General features: G+C 45.7%; 15 protein-coding genes. 5 read left to right on the top strand and 10 right to left on the bottom strand.

From position 1 onward, the window contains the following. The first annotated feature begins 4 nt into the window (after positions 1 to 4). Positions 5 to 451 (top strand): NADAR family protein, encoded by a 447-nt coding sequence (locus tag QT979_RS12175; RefSeq protein ID WP_333310167.1) that lies wholly within the window; start codon positions 5 to 7, stop codon positions 449 to 451. 454 nt (positions 452 to 905) lie between these two features. Here QT979_RS12175 and QT979_RS12170 read toward each other — a convergent pair whose 3' ends face one another. Next, the gene (locus QT979_RS12170) at positions 906 to 1,610 is read right to left on the bottom strand and encodes a hypothetical protein (protein WP_333310165.1); all 705 of its coding nucleotides are present in this window, start codon (positions 1,608 to 1,610) and stop codon (positions 906 to 908) included. A 190-nt stretch (positions 1,611 to 1,800) separates the two neighbouring features. Further along, a complete protein-coding gene (locus tag QT979_RS12165) occupies positions 1,801 to 2,070 on the bottom strand; it encodes a hypothetical protein (protein WP_333138636.1) in 270 nt (89 codons plus the stop codon). 321 nt (positions 2,071 to 2,391) lie between these two features. Here QT979_RS12165 and QT979_RS12160 point away from each other — a divergent pair, with 321 nt between their 5' ends. Both QT979_RS12160 and QT979_RS12155 read left to right on the top strand, forming a co-directional pair. Further along, a complete protein-coding gene (locus tag QT979_RS12160) occupies positions 2,392 to 7,791 on the top strand; it encodes a tetratricopeptide repeat protein (protein ID WP_333310163.1) in 5,400 nt (1,799 codons plus the stop codon). An 87-nt stretch (positions 7,792 to 7,878) separates the two neighbouring features. Next, on the top strand, positions 7,879 to 9,228 hold the full coding sequence (locus QT979_RS12155) for a 16S rRNA (cytosine(967)-C(5))-methyltransferase (RefSeq protein ID WP_333310161.1): 1,350 nt from the start codon (positions 7,879 to 7,881) through the stop codon (positions 9,226 to 9,228). A 23-nt stretch (positions 9,229 to 9,251) separates the two neighbouring features. On the opposite strand, the gene QT979_RS12150 is transcribed toward QT979_RS12155, so the two are convergent. The 8 genes from QT979_RS12150 to QT979_RS12115 all read right to left on the bottom strand — a co-directional run bounded on the left by QT979_RS12150 (position 9,252) and on the right by QT979_RS12115 (position 17,229). Next, entirely contained in the window at positions 9,252 to 11,834 is a 2,583-nt protein-coding gene (locus tag QT979_RS12150) for a PBP1A family penicillin-binding protein (RefSeq protein ID WP_333310160.1), read from the bottom strand. Between the two features lie 241 nt (positions 11,835 to 12,075). Continuing rightward, positions 12,076 to 13,086, bottom strand: a complete 1,011-nt coding sequence (gene chlG, locus QT979_RS12145; RefSeq protein WP_333310158.1) for a chlorophyll synthase ChlG — start codon at positions 13,084 to 13,086, stop codon at positions 12,076 to 12,078. A 393-nt stretch (positions 13,087 to 13,479) separates the two neighbouring features. Further along, complete coding sequence (locus QT979_RS12140; protein WP_333293245.1) at positions 13,480 to 13,671, bottom strand: DUF29 family protein; 192 nt, start codon at positions 13,669 to 13,671, stop codon at positions 13,480 to 13,482. 26 nt (positions 13,672 to 13,697) lie between these two features. Further along, a complete protein-coding gene (locus QT979_RS12135) occupies positions 13,698 to 14,435 on the bottom strand; it encodes a helix-hairpin-helix domain-containing protein (protein WP_333310156.1) in 738 nt (245 codons plus the stop codon). Positions 14,436 to 14,441: 6 nt separating this feature from the next. Beyond that, on the bottom strand, positions 14,442 to 14,666 hold the full coding sequence (locus tag QT979_RS12130; protein WP_333310154.1) for a hypothetical protein: 225 nt from the start codon (positions 14,664 to 14,666) through the stop codon (positions 14,442 to 14,444). Then, entirely contained in the window at positions 14,629 to 14,976 is a 348-nt protein-coding gene (locus QT979_RS12125) for an NINE protein (RefSeq protein WP_333310152.1), read from the bottom strand. The genes QT979_RS12130 and QT979_RS12125 overlap by 38 nt, the downstream gene beginning before the upstream one ends. 94 nt (positions 14,977 to 15,070) lie before the next feature. After that, positions 15,071 to 15,283 (bottom strand): hypothetical protein, encoded by a 213-nt coding sequence (locus QT979_RS12120; protein ID WP_333222839.1) that lies wholly within the window; start codon positions 15,281 to 15,283, stop codon positions 15,071 to 15,073. A 353-nt stretch (positions 15,284 to 15,636) separates the two neighbouring features. Continuing rightward, positions 15,637 to 17,229 (bottom strand): type II CAAX endopeptidase family protein, encoded by a 1,593-nt coding sequence (locus QT979_RS12115; RefSeq protein ID WP_333310150.1) that lies wholly within the window; start codon positions 17,227 to 17,229, stop codon positions 15,637 to 15,639. 322 nt (positions 17,230 to 17,551) lie between these two features. Here QT979_RS12115 and QT979_RS12110 point away from each other — a divergent pair, with 322 nt between their 5' ends. Both QT979_RS12110 and QT979_RS12105 read left to right on the top strand, forming a co-directional pair. After that, positions 17,552 to 18,913, top strand: coding sequence for a histidine phosphatase family protein (locus QT979_RS12110; protein WP_333310148.1), 1,362 nt, complete (start codon positions 17,552 to 17,554; stop codon positions 18,911 to 18,913). A 389-nt stretch (positions 18,914 to 19,302) separates the two neighbouring features. After that, positions 19,303 to 20,616, top strand: coding sequence for a dihydroorotase (locus QT979_RS12105; RefSeq protein ID WP_333310146.1), 1,314 nt, complete (start codon positions 19,303 to 19,305; stop codon positions 20,614 to 20,616). The last annotated feature ends 262 nt before the right edge of the window (positions 20,617 to 20,878 follow it).

Here is a 20,878-nt window from a genome sequence, read left to right as displayed (position 1 = left end):
CTTTATGGCTATCTACTTCTACACCACTGGCAGCGAATACGGCTGTTTTTCTAATTTTTCCAGTCATGGATTCGAGTTAGACGGAGAATATTGGCCAACTACCGAGCATTATTTTCAAGCACAAAAGTTTCCCAAAACGGCTCATTGTGACCAAATTCGCCAAGCAAAAACACCGAAAGATGCCGCAAAAATGGGACGTGATCGCTCTCGTCCCCTCCGCAAAGATTGGGAAAAAGTAAAAGATGATATCATGCGAAAAGCCGTACTCCGCAAATTTGAAACTCATGCCGAAATTAGAGAAATTTTACTCGCTACTGCGGATGAGGAAATAGTCGAAAATTCCCCTGTTGATTACTATTGGGGTTGTGGTAAAGATGGCAGTGGTAAAAATATGTTGGGCCAGATTTTAATGGAAGTAAGGGAAATATTGCGAAAACGCACATCAGAGTAAAACAGAACTTAAATTTCCCAAACTAAAGCAGGACTTATTTAATCCTAAGTCCTGCAATGCTCCTAAGCGAGCATTTCCTCAATTTTCTTAAACACTGAACTTAAAAATCGGTCTGAGGAACTGTCAAAACCTGTGTCAATCTCGTCGGGCTGTTCTAGTAGAGGGTTTAGCCTCTCCTCAGAGACTGCGAAGCAGGGGAAACGGTAAAAACCCTGCACCACTTTTTTTGTTTTAACAACTACTCTCAACCGGAATTAACTTTTATGGTTGCAAGTACAGCATTGTTAGCCAGTCGCCTCCCGGACACCGTTCCCCTAAAGTTGGCGATTCACAGGTAAAACAGCAAAACACCTGTTCTGGTTAAAGTTTGTTTTTTATTGATGCTGTATCTTTACTATTGTGTACGATTTGTGGAAAGTGTCAGCAGTGCTACAGAATTCTTTACATTTGTGATTTATTTGGATACCATCGCGCCACTCTGTCGCAGTTGCTGTTGAATTTTGTTAAATTCTTTCTGTTCTGCGCTTAGCAAACTATTGTCGATCGGCGATCGCATATCCCACTGCAATTCGGACAATAACAACAAACAACCAGCCATAATTATTCCTGTGGTTAGATATTGCCAAGGTGCAACAAATGTTAATAGAGGGATGCTAAATAAATGAGTTAGTCCAATCAGGAGAAAAGTGCGCGATCGCAAACCTAATCCCGTCAACAAATAGCCGATCGCGCTCAACCCCAACCACAAATCGCAAAGGTGCAGCAACAAACCTCCCCAACCGGCAAAAATACTGTAATCCGTTAGAACCAAACCAGTTATCATCAAAATCGCCCAAGAGTAAAGAATCCAGCTAACTCGCTCGACTCTTACCCAAAATAAAGTCAAAACCGCCATTACCGCAGTACCAATTAGAGTCAAACTTGACCACAGAATCGCCTGAAAGCTCCAACTGATAGGGACAAACTGAGCCGTAAAAAAAATCCCTCCTGTCACCAAACCCCAAAGCAGAAAAGTTTGGTCGATGCGGGTATAAAGTCCTGAGAAAAGAGTAATATTTCCAATTTGCCAGCGGAGTTGCAACAGGCCATCGAGGTCTTGTACGTCGAGATGTTCCTGTTTGCAGCGGATTAGGGGTTCGGAGGCGTTGAAAAAGGTCATCCAGAGTTGGGGAAAGTATGAAGTTTTGTGTATTGTAACAAGTCTTAAGGAATATTTTTCAGATTTTTTCTTGTTCCCCGGCTCTGCCTGGGGACGCAGATTTGGAGGCTCTGCTTGCTGTTTTCCTCAGCAACCGAAGAGGCAGAAGGCTGCGTTAAGCTTTGGACTAACGCAGCCTTGAGATTTGAGCTCAAGCAAGTCTCCAATTCTTATCTGTTGGAGAATAAATGATGGCAACATTCACAAGAATTGAGCCATCTTTTTTGCCTGTCGAGTCAATTTGCCATGTACCTGTATCACCCTTCCGTAGATACGGTTTATTTTTCCTGAGTTGGTAGTAGATTGAGTTTGGTGAGCGGTCTACTATTTGGGCGGCACGTTTAACAGTGCAACCAAGTTCCACCGTAACTGCGATCGGCTGGGTGAACAGATTGAGCTGTTCGCTGTTATAATTAGTCATGAGAAATCCTCGGTCTATATAGACCATAAACAACATGAGAGTGCTACTGGTTGCACCCAGTGGCTCCCAAAAACTGATAAGCGATCGAAAGCGTCTCTAGTACCACCTAGGGGCGCTTGTTTGCTTGTTAACGGCAGTGTAACACAGCATTTTAAAAAAAATCAATAGTATTTTGAATAAATCCCCTATAATCATCGTTTTTCTTTTAAACATACGTTATAATTAGCGTATACAGCTAAAATCCTTACCTAGTAAGCATTTCATGGAAAACGCACAAAAACGAATTTCTCGTTCCCAGTTACTATCTAGGGGGTAGACAGTATGAAAGGTACACTTGTGTCTCGCTTCACGCCCAGTCTGATGAAGCACGAAGATTTAGAGGAGATGTTGGTGCAGCGTCACGATTTGGCAAACGAGCTAGTCGAGTCAATCCGCCACAGCATCCTCAAGCCGATCGAGCAGCATCATCTATTAATTGGGATGCGAGGTATTGGGAAGACGCACTTAGTCTCGCTAATGTATCACCGCGTCTCCAAAATGGAGGATTTGCGGGAAAAAGTGCTGATTGCTTGGTTGCGGGAGGAAGAGTGGGGCGTCACCTCGTTTCTCGATTTGCTGCTGCGAATTTTGCGATCGCTCCAACAAGAATATCCAGTCGAATATAAGGTTAAATTGTTCGATCGGGTGGAATCGCTTTACGGTGAATCGCCCGATAACGCTCAACAGACAGCAGCAGAATTGCTGAAGGATTTTGCGGGCGATCGCACTCTGCTTTTACTTGTAGAAAACCTCGATGATTTGTTTGAAGGATTCGGTGACAGCGGACAGCAGCAATTCCGAGACTATTTAGAAAAATATCATTTCTGTACGATTTTCGCGACATCTCAGCATTTTTTCAAGGGAATAGAGCATAAAAAAGCGCCATTCTACGAGTTTTTCAATCTCCACTATTTAGAAAAGCTAAATTTAGATGAAGTTGTCTGCTTATTGAAAAATATCGCTAAATTAGAGGGCAACAAAGAACTAGAATTATTCATAGAAACACCAACCGGACGTTCTCGAATTGAAGCCATCCATCAATTGGCTGGCGGCAACCACCGCGTTTATATGATTTTTGCGGAATTTCTGACTCGCGATTCGCTCGATCGACTGGTGAAACCGTTTTTGCAAACCCTGGATGAATTGACGCCCTACTATCAGGCGCGGATGGCGTGGCTTTCGCCGCAGCAACGAAAGATAATTGAATTTTTGTGCGATCGGCGCGGGGCTGTGATGGTGAAAGAGATTGCCCAACGCTGTTTTATGACGCATCAGACAGCATCCAGCCAACTTAAACAACTGTCAGGAATGGGTTATGTGACGAGCGAATCGATCGGGCGCGAGTCGTATTATGAAATTCAAGAAGTGCTGATGCGCTTTTGCATGGATGTGAAGAAGCATCGGGGCGAGCCGATTAGTTTAATTGTGGATTTTTTGCGGTTGTGGTACACACAAGAAGAGTTGAAACAGCGATTGGATCGCTTGGGAGTAGGATTTACTGCGATCGGGAAAGAGCTAGTTGATAATAGCTCAGAAAAAAGTCATTTCAAGTCTCACATAAATCTGGAAACACTACCGCCTAATGCTGTAATTGAGCGAGAATATCTGCTGCGTGCGCTTCAGGCAAGGGAAACAGATGATTATGAAAACCTTCGCGTAGCAGCTTGCGTGCAGGAAATTGAAAATTGCAAGGAGAAGAAAGACTATGTTTCTACTTTGAATCTAGCAAATAAACTGGTGGTAATTCGCGGCCAGGCACAGGACTGGTTGGAAAAAGCAAATTGCTTGCACAATCTCGAACGTTATGATGAAGCATTAGAATCCTTCGATCGGGCGATCGACCTAGAACCCAAAGATTGGCAAGCTTGGATGATGCAAGGCGGTGTATTCTACAAACTAGAACGCTACGAAGAAGCTTTAGCATCCTTTAACAAAACGATCGAGATTGAACCCAATAGTGCGAGCCTTTGGTATGCTAGAAGTCATGTACTTAAGTACCTCAAACGCTACGAAGAAGCCTTAGCATCTTACGACAAAATGATCGAGCTTGAGTTCAATTATGCGAACGTTTGGCATTTTAGAGGATCTGTACTCAACAATCTCGGACGCTATGAAGAAGCCTTAGCATCCTGCGACAAAGCGATCGAGCTTGACCCCAATCATGCAAGTCTTTGGTATGGTCGAGGCTATGTACTCAACAATCTCGGACCCTATGAAGAAGCCTTAGCATCCTGCGACAAAGCGATCGAGCTTGACCCCAATCATGCGAGTATTTGGCATCTTCGAGGCGATGTACTAGGCAACCTTGAACGCGACGAAGAAGCCTTAGCATCTTACGACAAAGCAATCGAGCTTGAGTCCGATCGTGCGAGCTGTTGGTATCTTCGGGGTCAGATACTCAGTAACCTTGAACGCTATGAAGAAGCCTTAGCATCCTGCGACAAAGCGATCGAGCTTGAACCCAATAATGCGTGGAGTTGGAACAGTCGAGGCTATGTACTCAGCTACCTCGGACGCTGTGAAGAAGCTTTAGCATGTTGGGACAAAGCGATCGAGCTTGAATCGAATCTTGCGATTATTTGGCATATTCGAGTCTATGTACTCAGCTACCTCGGACGCTATCAAGAAGCCTTAGCATCCTGCAATAAAGCGATAGAGCTTGACCCCAATAATGCGTCGGTTTGGGACAGTCAAGGCGATGTACTCAACTACCTCGAACGCTATGAAGAAGCTTTAGCATCCTTAGACAAAGCGATCGAACTTGACCCCAATGAGGCATCGGCTTGGAAGAGTCGAGGCAGTGTACTGAACAACCTCGAACGCTATGAAGAAGCTTTAGCATCCTTAGACAAAGCGATCGAACTTGAACCCAATTACTGGTCGGCTTGGAGTAGTCGAGGCAGTATACTTGACGACCTTGAACGTTACGATGAAGCTTTAGCAGCTTACAACAAGACGATCGAGCTTGAACCCAATCATGCGAGCATTTGGTATATTCGGGGTCATGTACTTAACAATCTCGAACGCTACGAAGAAGCTTTAGCATCTTACGACAAAGCGATCGAGCTTGAACCCCATTTTAACTGGGTTTGGGTTAACCGAGCCCTTGCACTGGGTAGGCTCGAACGCTATGAAGAAGCTTTAACGTCCTGCGACAAAGCGATCGAGCTTGAACCCAATAATGCAAACATTTGGTATCTTCGAGGCTATGTACTCAACAAACTTGAACGCTATGAAGAAGCCTTAGTATCCTGGGACAAAGCGATCGAGATTGAACCCAATAATGCAAACATTTGGTATCTTCGAGGCAATGTACTAGACAAACTTGAATGCTACGAAGAAGCTTTAGCATCTTACGACAAAGCGATCGATATTGACCATAATTATGCGTTGGCTTGGAATAGTCGAGGCTATGTACTTAACAACCTCGGACGCTATGAAGAAGCTTTAGCATCCTATGACAAAGCAATCGAGCTTGAACCTAATTATGAGTGGATTTGGAGCAGTCGAGGTCTTGTACTCAACAGCCTCGGACGCTATGAAGAAGCCATCGTATCTTACGACAAAGCGATCGAGCTTGACCCTAATTATGGGTTGGTTTGGGACAGTCGAGGCGATGTACTTAACAAACTCGAACGCTATGAAGAAGCCATAGCATCTTACGACCAAGCGATCGAGCTTAACCCCAATTATGCGTTCGTTTGGAGCAGTCGAGGCAATGTATTTGAGGAAATCCAACGTTACAATGAAGCCTTAGCATCCTACGATCGAGCGATCGAGCTTGCTCCCAATTATGCGATCGTTTGGCATTTTCGAGGCAATGTGCTCAACTACCTCGGACGTTACGATGAAGCCTTAAAATCCTACGACAAAGCGATCGAGCTTAAACCCAATTATGCGGGGGCTTGGAACAGTCGAGGTAGTGTACTTGACAACCTCAAACGTTACGATGAAGCTTTAGCATCCTGCGACAAAGCGATCGAGATTGACCCCAATAATGCGTTGGTTTGGTTCGGTCGAGGTAGTGTACTTGACAACCTCAAACGTTACGATGAAGCTTTAGCATCCTACGATAAAGCTGTCGAGCTTGAGTTCAATAATGCGTTGGTTTGGATCGGTAGAGCCCTTGTACTCAACAACCTTGAACGCTATGAAGAAGCTTTAGCATCCTACGACAAAGCGATCGAGCTTGAACCCAATAATTTGTCAGCTTGGATTTTCCGAGGGGATGTACTCAACAGCCTCAAACGCTATGAAGAAGCCTTAGCATCTTGGGACAAAACGATCGAGCTCGAATCCGATCGTGCGAGCGTTTGGTATATTCGACGAGGCCATGTACTCAACAGCCTCAAACGCTACGAAGAAGCCTTAGCATCTTACGACAAAGCAATCGAGCTTGAACCCAATTTTAACTGGGTTTGGGTTAACCGCTCTTTTGTACTCGGTATGCTCGCACGCTATGAAGAAGCCTTAGCATCCTGCCAAAAAGCCATCGAGTTTGAACCCAATCATGCGAGCATTTGGGAGCTGCGAGGCGATCTACTCAACAAATTTGAACGCTATGAAGAAGCCTTAGCATCTTACGACAACGCGATCGAACTTGAACCCAACAATTTGTCGGCTTGGAACAGTCGAAGTATTGTGCTTGACAACCTCAAACGTTACGATGAAGCTTTAGCATCCTACGACAAAGCGATCGAAATTGACCCCAAATTTAACTTGCTTTGGGTTAACCGAGGTTGGTCACTATTCTTTCTTAAACGCTATGAAGAGGCATTAGCCTCCTGCGACAAAGCGAGCGAGCTTGAGCCAAATAATGTGTGGGTTTGGAACAGTCGAGGTAATTTACTTAGCAACCTCGAACGCTACGAAGAGGCATTAGCATCCTACGATAAAGCGCTCGATATTGACCCCAATGAGAAATTAGTTTGGGTTAACAGAAGTTGGTTGCTATTTTCTCTCAATCGCTATGAAGAAGCCTTAGCCTCTTATGACAAAGGGATCGAACTCGATCCTAATTATACAGATGCTTGGTTCGAGCGAGGCTGCGTTCTGGATCATCTCGAACGCTACAGCGAAGCATTAGCATCTTATGACACAGCCATAAAACTAGGTTATCGAGATTTATCTGTCTTCTTCAAACGCGCTATTTTCCTTCTAGAATTGAATCGTTGGGAGGAAGGAATTACCGCATTAGACGATGCGTTCCAACGCCTTAAACTTGACGGTGAAGCTGATGAAGATAATGCAATATTAATTATCAGTAATCTCTTCGCCAAGAAGAATATAGCGATAGGTCAGAATCGCATCACCAACCTAAATGATGTTAAATTAATTTTCTTCAACCTATTCGCCAACAAGGAGGTAGCGATATGGAAACCTCGCATCGCCAGCCTAATTGCAGTTTACGAAAAACACGAATATCTCTCAGTCTTAGGACAGGGAATCGTGCGAAACATCCCCGCGCTAATGTCAGAAATGGTCAGCGACAAAGCCGCACGCACTTGGTTAGAATTGTGGCAAGAACTAACCAGCAAGTACGAAGAATTCCAAATTGCCATCCGCCTGCTGAAAGCGGCTGTCCGCTATAAGGAAACAAAGGGCGACAGACGAGTTTTGCTAGAACTTGCGATTGAAGAACGCAATTTATTAGAACCCTTGGTGTCAACAAAACCCGAATAAGCTGAAAACTCAACTTGCAATAATTTAGATAAGCAGCAATTTACACTATACACTTAACATTGTGTAAGTCCTTTTATGTAATATGTTATGCAAAATCCCCGCCAAATAGCTTTTCTCGCACTCCGCGAAGTCCACCGCCGAGGTGCATTCGCAGATGCCGCCCTCGATCGCGCTTTCGGCAATTCTCAACTCAACGACCTCGATCGGCGTTTAGTCACAGAATTAGTTTACGGTAGCGTCAGGAGAATGCGATCGATCGACTTCATCATCGACAAACTAGCAACAAAGAAATCCTCCCAACAACCGCCAGAACTCCGCACCATCCTACATTTAGGCTTATATCAACTCGAATATCTCAACCAAATTCCCCCCTCCGCCGCCGTCAACACCACCGTTCAACTAGCAAAAGAAAACGGATTTTCAGGACTCAGCAGTTTTGTCAACGGTTTGTTGCGCCAATACATTCGTTTAACAGATAACGACTTAAACCCCTTAACAGTTACTAATTATAAATCAACCGTCGAACGCCTAGGAATTCTGCACAGCTTCCCCGAATGGCTGGTAAAAATGTGGATCGAACAAATAGGCGAAACCGAAACCGAACAACTCTGTGAATGGTTCAACCAATCCCCCACAATTGACCTGAGAATCAATCCCTTAAAAAGCTCGATCGCCCAAATTGAAACCGCCTTCAAATCCCAAAACATCAGCGTTAGCAGAATCCCCAACTTGCCGCAAGCATTAAGACTAAATGGCAGCATCGGCGCAATTCAAAACCTCCCCGGATACAGCGAAGGTTGGTGGACAATCCAAGACAGCAGCGCTCAATTAGTCACCCATTTACTAGCGCCCCAGCCAGGGGAAACTATCATCGACGCCTGCGCCGCACCCGGAGGAAAAACCACCCACAGCGCCGAATTAATGCAGGATACAGGCACTATTTATGCCTGCGACAAAACCGCCAGCAGACTCAAAAAACTTAAAGAAAATGCAGACAGACTCCAGATGAAATCCATTAAAATTCATACCGGAGACAGCCGCCATTTCCCAGAGTTTGTTAACCTCGCAGACAGAGTTTTACTAGACGCACCTTGTTCTGGCCTCGGAACCCTCCACCGCCGCGCCGACGCCCGCTGGCGACACACGCCGGAAAACATTCAAACACAATCCCAACTGCAATCGGAATTGCTAGCAAATGCAGCGACATTTGTCAAGCCCGGCGGCGTATTAGTTTATGCAACTTGCACAATTCATCCGTTGGAAAATGAAACAGTTATTCGATCGTTCTTAGACAGCAATCCTCACTGGCAAATAGAACCCCCAACAATTGATTTACCAGTACAGCCATCACCCGAAGGATGGGTGAAAGTGTGGCCACACAGACATCACATGGACGGCTTTTTTATGGTGAGGCTAAAGCAATTGAAAAAAAACTAAAGTCCTTACTACAAACCGATAGTTTAATATCCCGGTTCTTGATAAGCAGGCTCTTGATAAGCAGGCTCTTGATAAGCAGGTTCTTGATAAGCAGGTTCTTGATAAGCAGGTTCTTGATAAGCAGGCTCTTGCGGTGGGTAATACTTCGGTTCAGGATTAGGATTATAAGGCACGATCGCCCCATCCTCATTCACAATCATCCCGCGAATAATCCTCTTAGGCTCCACCGGTTTTGCCTTAATACTGCCCTTGCGACCCTCCAACTTCGGCAACTTCGGAAACTTCTCAACGGGCATTCCCTTAACAGCTTGACTCATAAAATCGCGCCAATTGTAGGCAGCCGTACCGCTAGTTCCCCAAGTCGGATAATTATCATCATTCCCCAGCCAAACCCCAGTCACCACCTGTGGAATGTAACCAATAAACCACAAATCCCTGACATTTTCCGAAGTACCGGTTTTGCCTGCTACAGCGCGATCGTTTAAAGCCGCCGGCCCCCCCGTACCGTCTTGCACAACACCCTCCAACATCCAAGTAGTAATCGCAGCACTATCCTTATCCAAAACCCGCTTCGGTTTAAAATCAGCCTGATAAATCACATCTCCCCGCTGATTAATCACCCGCTTAATTCCGTGGGCTTCAATAAAATTTCCTTGGGCTGCTAAAGTACCGTAAGCATTGGTTAACTCCAGCAAATTCACCTCCGAAGAACCCAAAGCCAGGGAATAAATCGGACTCAATTTCGACTTAATTCCCATATCGTGGGCTACTTTTATGGCCGGTTCAAAACCCACATCCATCAACACCTTCACAGCTACGACATTCACCGAACGTGTCAAAGCATCCGAGATCGATCGCCAACCGCTAAATTTTTTGCCATAATTATTCGGTTGATAGCCGTCGATAATAATTGGTTCGTCTTCGTAACCGTCATAGGGAGAAAAACCAGCCGCCATCGCCGCGGCATAAACCAACCCTTTAAACGTCGAACCGGGCTGCCGCAAAGCCTGGGTAGCACGATTAAATTCACTTTCCTTAAAATTTCCCCCTCCTACCAGGGCTTTAACTTCCCCAGTCTTAGTGTCCATAGAAACTAAAGCGGCCTGTTCAAAACCCTGACGGCGGCCATCAACTTCGATCGCATCTTTAACCACCTTTTCCGCTATTTTCTGCCACTTCAAGTCCACCGTCGTCTCAACAGTCAAACCGCCAGCTTCCAAAGCATCCTGAGAAACATAGCGCGGCAATTCCTTCCGAATGTAACTAGCAAAATAAGGTGCGACTACTTTAAATCGCTTCGGCGGACTTGGTTTAACGGCAATAGGTTCCGCCATCGCCTCCTTCGCCTCAGCCTCTGTAATTACCTTTGCTTCCTGCATTTGTTGCAGCACAAGATTGCGGCGTTGCTTAGCAATATCAGGATTAACTAAAGGCGAATATTCGCTCGGTGCCGGCGGCAAACCCGCCAAAGTTGCCATCTCTGCCAAAGTTAATTTATCGACTGTTTTGCTAAAGAAAACCAAAGCTGCATCTGCCACTCCGTAGGCATCCGAACCCAAATAAACCAGATTTAAATATCTTTCTAAAACTTGGTCTTTACTCAACTCCCGCTCTATTTTCTGAGCTAAAAGAGCTTCCCGAACCTTCCGCCTAATACTTCTTTCCTGATTAAGAAAAACAACGCGAGCCAATTGTTGCGTAATTGTACTGCCGCCCTGCACTAAATCTCTCGCTATCAAATTAGAAACAATCGATCGCACAATACCTTGATAATCCACCCCGCGATGTTGGTAAAAACGGCGGTCTTCTATCGCAATAAAAGCTTTAACCAACAGTTCGGGAATTTCTTGAAGTTTCAGTTTATCTCTAGTTGCAGGCCCCGACTGCAACAAAATCGTATTATCTGCCGCCTTAATTGTCAGCGTTCCGTCGCGGTTAAACGCTGACAAATCGTTAACATCCGGCAAACCTTTGTCTAATGTGTACAAAATCCATAAACCGTAGATTAAAGCGCCCCCGCCTATACTTGCCACACCTAAACTTATCCAAAATCTAGGGCGGCGGGGGATACGTTTTTTAGTATTTTCCTGCGGTGCGCTATTTTCCTGTAGTGCCGTATTTATCTGCAGTTGGGTGTTCGGCGATGCGCTATTTTCCGGCAATTCGCTACTATCCGATTTTTGGGGTGATTTAGTTCCCAGCAAACTTAATCCCGGCCGCAACAATTCTTTTCCCTTGGTTTGCAAGCTGGTAACTTGAGGTTCAATTTCCAACCAAGCAATTAAGCGCTTCAACCCTTGCCAATTGCGCTTGACTATTGGATATCGAGCGTATTCTGGCTCTAAATATTCCGACTCTAAATATTCTGACTCTAAATATTCTGACTCTTCTAGAGGCGCAGCATCTTCTGATACCACATACTCGGATCGCTCATCCTTTTTCCGTGGATAAAATTCCGCCTCTGATTCCGGCGAGTTGAGCTTATTACCCTTCGCAGCCTTCGGCGGTTCTCGATCGGAATTACCGCTTATTGCGTTAGTGACTTTGCTCAATGTATCTTTGATATTTGAGAAAAATTCTGCCACGTTCAGACCTTCAAACCTCATCAAGTCCGATTAAAAATTAAAAATTAAAAAAGCTAGCCTTCTTCAATTCTTAATTTTTAATTCGACATTTTTTCTTGAATAACACACGCTGCCTTGAATTAGCTTTTTTGAATTAAAAACTTTTTAATTCAAAACTAAAAATTCAAAACTTTTCTTAACGCTGCAGAACTTGGTATTTTTTTGAGAGGTGAATTAGATTTTTTGAATTCAAAATTTTTTAACTCAAACCTCAAAACTCTGCTTAACTCGCATGACCCAGTGCCAAGGCTGCTACCAGCATACCCAAAACCAGGAAAGGCTGAGCACTTGCCTGATATTTAACATCATTTTCCAGGGGATTACGCAAAAAGTACATATCCTGAAAAGTAATTTGGGGAATTATCAGCAGCAGCAGAATGACAGCGTAAAGGTTTTGGTGGATGCTGATCAGGTAGCCTGCAATCCCAGCTTGAAAGATGTCGATCATCAAAACGCAAATCCAAGCTGCGGTGCTGATGCCAAACATCACTGGCAAAGATTTTAACCCTAATTGCCGATCGCCCTCAACACTTTTGAAATCATTAACGATCGCAATTCCCAGCCCAGCCAAACTGTAAAACAGGGTCAAGATCATAATCGTGGGATCTAGTGTACCAAACAAAGCTTGACCCGCCCACCAAGGCAGGGCAATGTAGCTAGCACCTAGGGCATAATTTCCCAACCACCCATTCTGCTTAAGTTTCAGCGGGGGCGCAGAGTAGATATAAGCTAGAAACGCGCCGCCGAGAGTCAAAACAGTCATTATCGGGAATTCATGACCCGCCCACAAGTCTAGAGCATAAGCCACCCCAATGCCAGCGGCTAATAATACCAATATTTGCGTTACTACTTGGGGAATCGAGATGATACCGGAGGGAATCGGACGGTAGGGTTCGTTAATGGCGTCGATTTCGCGATCGTAAAAATCGTTCAAAGTTTGAGTGTACCCGGTCAACAACGGCCCTGACATCAACATACAAGCTGCTGCGATCAAGAAATTCTCTAGGTTCCAAACATAGTTTCCAGAAGACGCCGCCCCGCACACCACGCCCCAAATTAGGGGAATCCAGGTAATCGGTTTCATCAATTGCAAGCGAATCTTCCAGATGGAAGTTTCCCCGCTAGCGGCCCCTTTCATGCCCAACAGTTGCCGAGTTTTGGAACTGCGGTTTTCGGTAGCAGCACTTTCCGGTGCAGCTTCTGGGGAGATTTGGGATGGAGGAGAGTCAGACATAATTTGATGTTAGCGGTACTGCTACTATTGTGTCGTTTTGCATTTCAATAATAATTCAGATAGCTTACCACTGATATTTAAGGCAGATTCTTGAAAACTTACCCGGGTTTGGAGTTGATGCTAGGGAAAAGTACGAGTTTCACAATATATTGAGATATCATTATTTTGTGTAAATGTCAAGAGGATAAATATTTTTTTTTATAATTTCGCTGATCCCGCCTGCTGGGGGAGATTTTTGCCAGCCAGTGCATTTAATGTCCATTCCCAGGAGGCGATCGAGTTTTTTGCCATAAGCTAATCCGCATTTAAATTGCATAGTAAAATAAATCTTTCCCTTTTTGGGGTGGGCATCCTGCCAGCCCTCAACATACAAATTAAATGCACAACAGCTTACTACCCTTGAATCATCTCATCTGGCAGAAACCAGCAGCAGAAAGTCAATATGTCTTCTATTTCTGCAATCAGATTTTCCCAATCAATGTTTGAATAATCGCGAACCCGCAACTTTTCCACAGTGGTTTCAATCGCTCTCAGGTAATCTGTATCATATAATTTTTGTCGGTCAACTTCTAATTTTGTTGTCATAAGCTGTTCGTGCTAACAACTGCAAATTAACAAATATGGCGATAGGAATCAAAAGGCAGTCCCGTCCGACGCTTGACTTCTACAACTGATTTGTAAGCGCCTTTTCTCTGCCTTTCTCTAACTATTTTTTCCGCAACATATCTATCTAAACCGCTGGCGATTAACTCTTCGGGCGAAAGAATATTTAACCGTTTCCAAGTAAACTGCAATTCTTTTTGATAATTGTAGCTGAAGCAAATCATCGGGGCGATGCGTCTGACGTGACTTTCGGGAACTCCGGCTATTTCTGATAACTCTTCGGCGTGGGTAAAAATGTAGCCTTCGTTTTGCAGAGATTCAATATCGTTGGCGTAGACGATCGGCAAACCCAAGATTCTGACCATATCGTCTTTGGTACACTCGTTAATATCTATTTTGCCGCGCACGTTTGCCAATTCTTCGGCATTCGTCGCGCTTGCCGGAACCAGTAAACCTCTGGGTGCGGTTTTGATGAGATAGCGCTTTTTCAAACTAAAAGCAGTGACAATTTGAGCAATCCAAACGATCGTACCCAAATTAGTTGAAGAAGATACCGCGAGTGCTGCTAAAGTAATGCCAACACCCCATCCCATCCAACTACGAATATTTGATTTTTGGCCGGCATAGGCGATCGCCAATCCGCCGAAGTAGGGAATAAAAGCATACCACACCCATTTGGGAGTTTGACGCAGCCAGTATAAATCTTGAGACACTTTAGTTTTATCCTTAAATAGTTGTGATCTCACACTTACTTATTTCACTCCCACTTTTTTAAGAGTGGGCTTTCCTCTTCCTTCTTCCATCGGACTGACATCCGTTGCATCCGTTACATCCGTTACATCCCGTACATTGCTCGTTGCCGAACTTCCTTCTTCCTTCTTCCTTCTTCCTTCTTCCTTCTTCCTTCTTCCTTCTTCCTTCTTCCTTCTTCCTTCTTCATTACAATTCTCGGAGCAGTTTTTGGCGTTTTTCTTCATATTCTTCGGCCGTAATTGCGCCCATATCGTAAAGTTTTTTCAATTCGCCGATCGCCCCTGTTACATCTTGTGCCGCTCTGAGGACATACCCAGACGGCAACATTCCGCCATTGTACTGTATCTGAAAAGCTTGTTCCGACATCAGCAGCAGGCCGATAAAATCGAAAAATGCGATCAGTGACGGAATTAATGTCCAAGAAAATAGCAAGTATAATACCCCTGCTACATTATTGCCCAAATAAAATTTGTGAATTCCGAAACCTCCTACAAAGAAAGCTAACAGAACTGCTACGGTTTTATCTTTTACCATTTTTACTTTCCCCAGTTTTTTATTTTAACTTCCGCCATCGACTTTCAATGCACGACCTTGAACGATCGAGCTAAGTAATGTTACTAATTTTTACTCATTTATTTGGGTTTTTGCGAAACTTAGACATCGCAAAATACAGCAGAACTATACCGGCTTGAGCTTGTAGAATGACCAAGTAGCCTCTCAAGAAATAATTTAGTTCGCTGCCTGAATTGAGAGAAAATATTAAAATGCCCAAGGCGGCGTAGGGTGCGAAACGCATCCAACTAGGCGTTCCCTCTAACTTGTGGCTGTTCAAATTGCTCATTGGGTTTAAGCCTCATCCTAAATTAAAATTTAGCTATAAATTAGCCGGATTGTCAACTTCCGCTGGGTGCGATCGCCCGCGTGAGTCTCTCAATCATCAGCCGACAAGATATTACTTCCATGTTAAACCCTGTTTTTCCGCTAAAGTAAGGAACCGGGGCGGGTCTATCTGGATCTGTTGCTGATATTAAAGATGAGGGTGAACCCGCCCCTATAGGAATTCCGGTTATTTTACCGGGCTAGATATAAGGGGCGCACCTAGTAGCCTACTGCTGTTTTTGGCAAGAGTCGATCGCCCTGACGATCGCTCTCAAAAAAACTCGGTTAATTCACAATTATTAACAACCGCCCGAATTAACTTGCGCCGCCGCCCAAAAGAAACAGACTCAGGAGAGTACCGCTGTTCCAAAGACTGTGGAGAAGCATAGGAGCAAGGAGATTTCGCGATCGCGTGTACACAAACCCCAAAACCGCACCCAAAGTCGCCAAAGGCAGAATCTCAGACACACTCAAGTGAGCCACAGCAAACAAGAAAGCAGAAGCTGCGATCGCCCCCGAAACAGGCAAATAGCGAGTCAGAGAAGGCAGCAGAAAGCCCCGAAACACGATTTCCTCAAAAACCGGAGCCGCGATCGCAGCAGTGCCGAAAAACACCGCCAAAGCCACGTTGTCCCTACCTTCGAGAACGATCGGCAAAATCGGATTACTGCCACCTTGTCCCTGCCACAATTGCTGATTGATCAGCGACACCAAAACTACCAAAGGCAAAGCAACAAAATAGCCGCCAAAACCCCACAAAAACCAACTTCCCCGCCAATTAATCCGAAACCAACCTTCCGGCAAAGGCAAAAAAGACTTGACCGAAAAATACAGTACCGAAAGCCCCCCAGCCGACAGCAACAAATAAGTAGCAAAGATATAAAAAGCCTTCTCGCGCGGGTCAAAAGTAGCAGGATTGAGTTTTAAAACACCCAGAGAAACAGGCAGCAACAAATAGGGAATCAAGATTTGGCCGACAAAGAAAAAGCCGACCACCAGCACCTGCCAAACAATCTCACCATCCCAAGGCACATCCCAAGTCAAGCTCGCATTTCGCGCCAACAGCGGGCCGGAACCTGCTGTATCTAACTGCTGCCGCTGCAACAACCACTGCACGGTCAAACCAACCAGCAAAACCGTACCAATACAAAGTGCGATCGCCGGAACGCCAACTATAATTGCCAACTTTTCTACAGCTTGCTGGGCCGTTACTTGCTCTGCTGCTTGTAGCGCCGCCAGCTCTTTAGAACGTTCTTGCAGCTTGTAAAGTTGAGCGAGAGCGCGATAGCGAAACCAGCCATCCAAAGACTTTTGAATGCGCGGCTCGGCATCCGGCAGCAGTTGAGCCGGATTGCTCCAAATCCCCGTTAAAACTTGAGCAGTTACCACCGAAGAATCGTCATCACTTTTAGTTTTGTAGCGCTCAACTAAATTTGTCCAAGTTTGGAGAGCCGCCTCAGTTTTGCCACTGCTTGCCTGCAAAATTCCCAATCGCAAGTCAAGTTCGTTTAGCAGCACTGACTGTTGCTTGATCGACTCTGACGCCGCCTTATTTTGAGCCAAATTCAGAGTATTATCCTCAGACTTAGAGGCGATGGCAGACTGAATTTGTTTAACTTGTGCTTGAGTTGTTTCGAGAGTTTTGCGAGTCGAGTCTCGCGCTTCTTGATATTGCGTCAAAGCGGTATTTAAAGGATCTGCACCGACAATATTGTTGCGCGCCGAACTTAAATTAGCACTCTGATTATTTTCTCCTTGCCACTCAGAGGCGTGAAGCAGCAAATTTGTCTGGTAGAGTTCCAGCCGGCTTTGAATTTGCGGCTGGTTCCAACTAGCAAGTAAAGATAAACCTACCAGGGCGATCGCGATCGCCGTTAAAATACCTAAAATAACCCGCTTCAGTGTCATTCCTGCTTTTCCGTCCCGCGCGAATCCGTGGCTAAATCTTTTCCGTCTTTAATCATAGGTCGTTGCAGACGAGAGTATCCCGACAACTGGTAAAATTTCACTGGCTCATCTTTTTGACTCGCCTCAACAAGACTTACGCCAAAAATCCTCGCTCCGCGATGTATACATAAGGTTCACACCTTAGCCCAACGGTGCTTATGGCGCACCCTACAGGAGTAGTGCGGCATAAACACCCGCGATGTATGAGGTAATATCCGCACGGCGCACCCGCAGCGGGGTAGCAGGCTAAATCTAAAATCTAAAATCTAAAATCTAAAATCGAATGACTCGCATTATCTTAGTCCGTCACGGCAAAAGCACCTACAATCAAGAACGCCGCATCCAAGGCCGCCTCGATAAATCAATTTTGACAGAAGCAGGCCGCAGCGCCGCCCTGCAAGTAGGCGACACACTCAGCAGTATCGCCTTTGATGCCATCTATACCAGTCCCCTGCAACGCGCCAAAGAAACAGCGGAAATCATCCTGTCGCGCTTGACAAATCCGCCACAACTCCAGCCAACTGATAATTTGATGGAAATCGATTTGCCTCTGTGGGAAGGAATGTTGCGCCAAGATGCGATCGACAAATTCCCCGAAGCATATCAGCAATGGCAAAAACAGCCAGACAAATTTTCCATGAAACTGCCATCTGCTGACGGAGAAATCGAACACTTTCCCGTATTGGCAATTTTTGCTAACGCCCGTCATTTTTGGCAAGAACTTTTATCGCGCCACCGGGACGGCACAATTCTAGTAGTAGGTCATAACGGAATCAACCGCGCTCTCATTGCTACAGCGTCGGAAATTAACCCGAATTACTACCAATCTATTCAGCAGTCAAATTGCGGCATTAGCGTCCTTAATTTTGGATATTCCCCTGTTACCACCGACGAGCCAGGAGAGCCAAAAAAGAAAGTTCCAGTTCAATTAGAATCCCTGAATTTAACTTCCCATACCGGGGAAATTTTTCCCAAACCGAGAGACGGCCACCAAGGCCCGCGCTTGTTGCTGGTGCGTCACGGCGAAACAGACTGGAATAAAGCAGGTAAATTTCAAGGGCAAATTGACGTACCTCTCAACGATAACGGCCGCGAACAATCCCGGCGGGCGGCAGAATTTCTCAAGGATGTAAAATTAGACTTTGCGATTAGCAGTTCCATGCTGCGCCCGAAAGAAACTGCGGAAATTATTCTCAAATATCACGGCGGTTTGCAACTAGAACTGCGCGACGAGTTGAGAGAAATCAGCCATGGACTTTGGGAAGGAAAGTTTGAATCAGAAATCGAACAATCCTATCCGGGTTTGCTACAGGAATGGAAAACATCTCCTGAAACAGTCCAAATGCCCGAAGGAGAGAATTTGCAGCAAGTTTGGCAGAGAGCGATCGCAGCTTGGCGAGAAATTGTACAATCAGTTTCTGGTACGGGGATTGTCGTTGCTCACGACGCCATTAACAAAGCAATTCTCTGCCACCTATTCGGTTTAGAACCCGAACATTTCTGGAAATTCAAACAAGGAAACGGAGCCGTTAGCGTGATTGATTATCCCCACGGCCCCGATGGTTTGCCGGTATTACAAGCGATGAATGTCACAACTCATTTGAGCGGCGGCGTTTTTGACAAAACAGCAGCCGGAGCACTGTAATCGGTAAAATCCTGGGCGCGACCCCGTAGACGTATTACCAGTCTGCTGTTTGACGATTAGGCCTTCGATCCCCCCTAGCCCCCTTAAGAAGGGGGGAAAAGAAGCCTTCTCAAAGTCCCCCTTTTTAAGGGGGATTTAGGGGGATCGAGACTCGTGTCAAAGCGAAATTTATCAAAGCTTTTAGGATTAAGTTAACACCAATGTCCATCGCTACCCTTCGCCCGCCTGAAAAAAGTTTAAAAGTTGATAACAACCGCGCCCGATGGTTAGGAAATTCTTAATTGCTGAAACCGTTGATTTTCTTCCTTCTTCCTTCTTCCTTCGTGTCCTTCGCGTCTTCGCGGTTCCATCTTCCATATTCCATCTTCAATATATTTAAATCTTAAGTTATGAGCCGCGAACTGCTACAAAATGTACGGGTGCTAGATCCAGTTTCAGGGAGCGATCGCATCGCTGATATTCTGATTGCTGAAGGTAATATCAAAGCAGTTGAGGAAAAAATTGCTGAGTTTCCCGCTGACATCCAAGTGCGGGATTGCCAGGGACTGATTTTGGGGCCGGGGTTAACTGATATCTACAGTCACAGCGGAGAACCGGGTTTTGAGGATCGAGAAACCCTGGAATCCTTGATGCAGGCTGCGGCGGCTGGGGGTTTTACGCGAGTGGCGATTTTGCCAGATACCTCGCCACCTGTTGACAATTTGGCCGGTTTGGCTTTGTTGCAGCAACATATCCGCAATTTGCCGCCCGGGCTCCCCCGCTTGTATTTTTGGGGAGCGCTGACAGCGGGGGTTAAAGGGCAGCAGATGGCCGAGTTGGGCGAGCTGGCATCCTGTCCAGTGGTGGGTTTTGCAGACGGTTTGCCGCTGTCTAATCCCGCTCTGGTGAGGCGTTTGCTGGAGTATATCAAGCCTTTGGGCAAGTCGGTGGCTTTGTGGCCGTGCGATCGAACTTTAGCAGGAAATGGCGCGGTGAGGGAGGGTTCGCTGTCGGTGCGCTTGGGTTTACCAGGAATTCCGGCTAGTGCGGAAACTTCGGCTTTGGCGACAATTCTGGAGTTGGTGGCATCTGCGGACACAGGAGTGCACATTATGCGCGTTTCTACAGCGCGCAGCGTGGAATTGATTCGAGATGCGAAGGCGCGGGGTTTGCCGGTGACTGCGAGTGTGACTTGGATGCACTTGCTGTTGAATGTCGGGGCAATTTCAGGAAACTCTAAAGATTCCGGCGGTAAAAATGCTCTGACTGCTTCGTTGCCCTACGATCCGAATTTACGCCTAGAACCCCCGTTGGGCAATCTCAGCGACCAATTAGCGCTGATTCAAGCTGTGAAAGATGGCGTAATTGATGCGATCGCGATCGACCACAACCCGCATACTTATGAGGAGAAAACTGTGGCTTTTGCTGATAGTCCGCCCGGGGCGATCGGTTTGGAATTAGCTTTGCCTTTGCTATGGCACGGACTGGTAGAAACTGGCGAGTTTTCGGCTTTGGAACTGTGGCGAGTTTTGAGTACCCTGCCGGCCGCTTGTCTCGGACAAACCCCCGCCACGGTTGCACCGGGAGTCTCTGCTGAGCTGATTTTGTTCGACCCGCAAATGAGTTGGACTGTTGATGGGCACAGTCTGAAGTCGCGATCGGCAAATACGCCTTGGTTGGGACAGCAATTAGCGGGAAAAGTTGTACAAACCTGGATTAATTGACAATCAAGCAATTTGGTTAGGGACTCCCGGATTTATCAGTTCTCAAATCTCAAATCTCAAATCTCAAATGGATTGACCGTTGGAATTGGGAATTATTTAACGAACCGCGAAGTCGCGAAGGGCGCGAAGGAAGAGAAAGAAGATCAAGAAGAAGATAGGTAATTTGGTACGTGGAAGCTTTGGATCCCACATTCCGCAGATATTCAAGCAGAGGTAAAGGAAGATAGATTTGGCAACAATAAACTCCCAAACGATTGCACTG

Source organism: Microcoleus sp. w2-18bC1, from assembly GCF_036700365.1.
Taxonomy (GTDB): domain Bacteria; phylum Cyanobacteriota; class Cyanobacteriia; order Cyanobacteriales; family Microcoleaceae; genus Microcoleus.
This window is presented reverse-complemented; position numbering and strand designations above follow the sequence as displayed.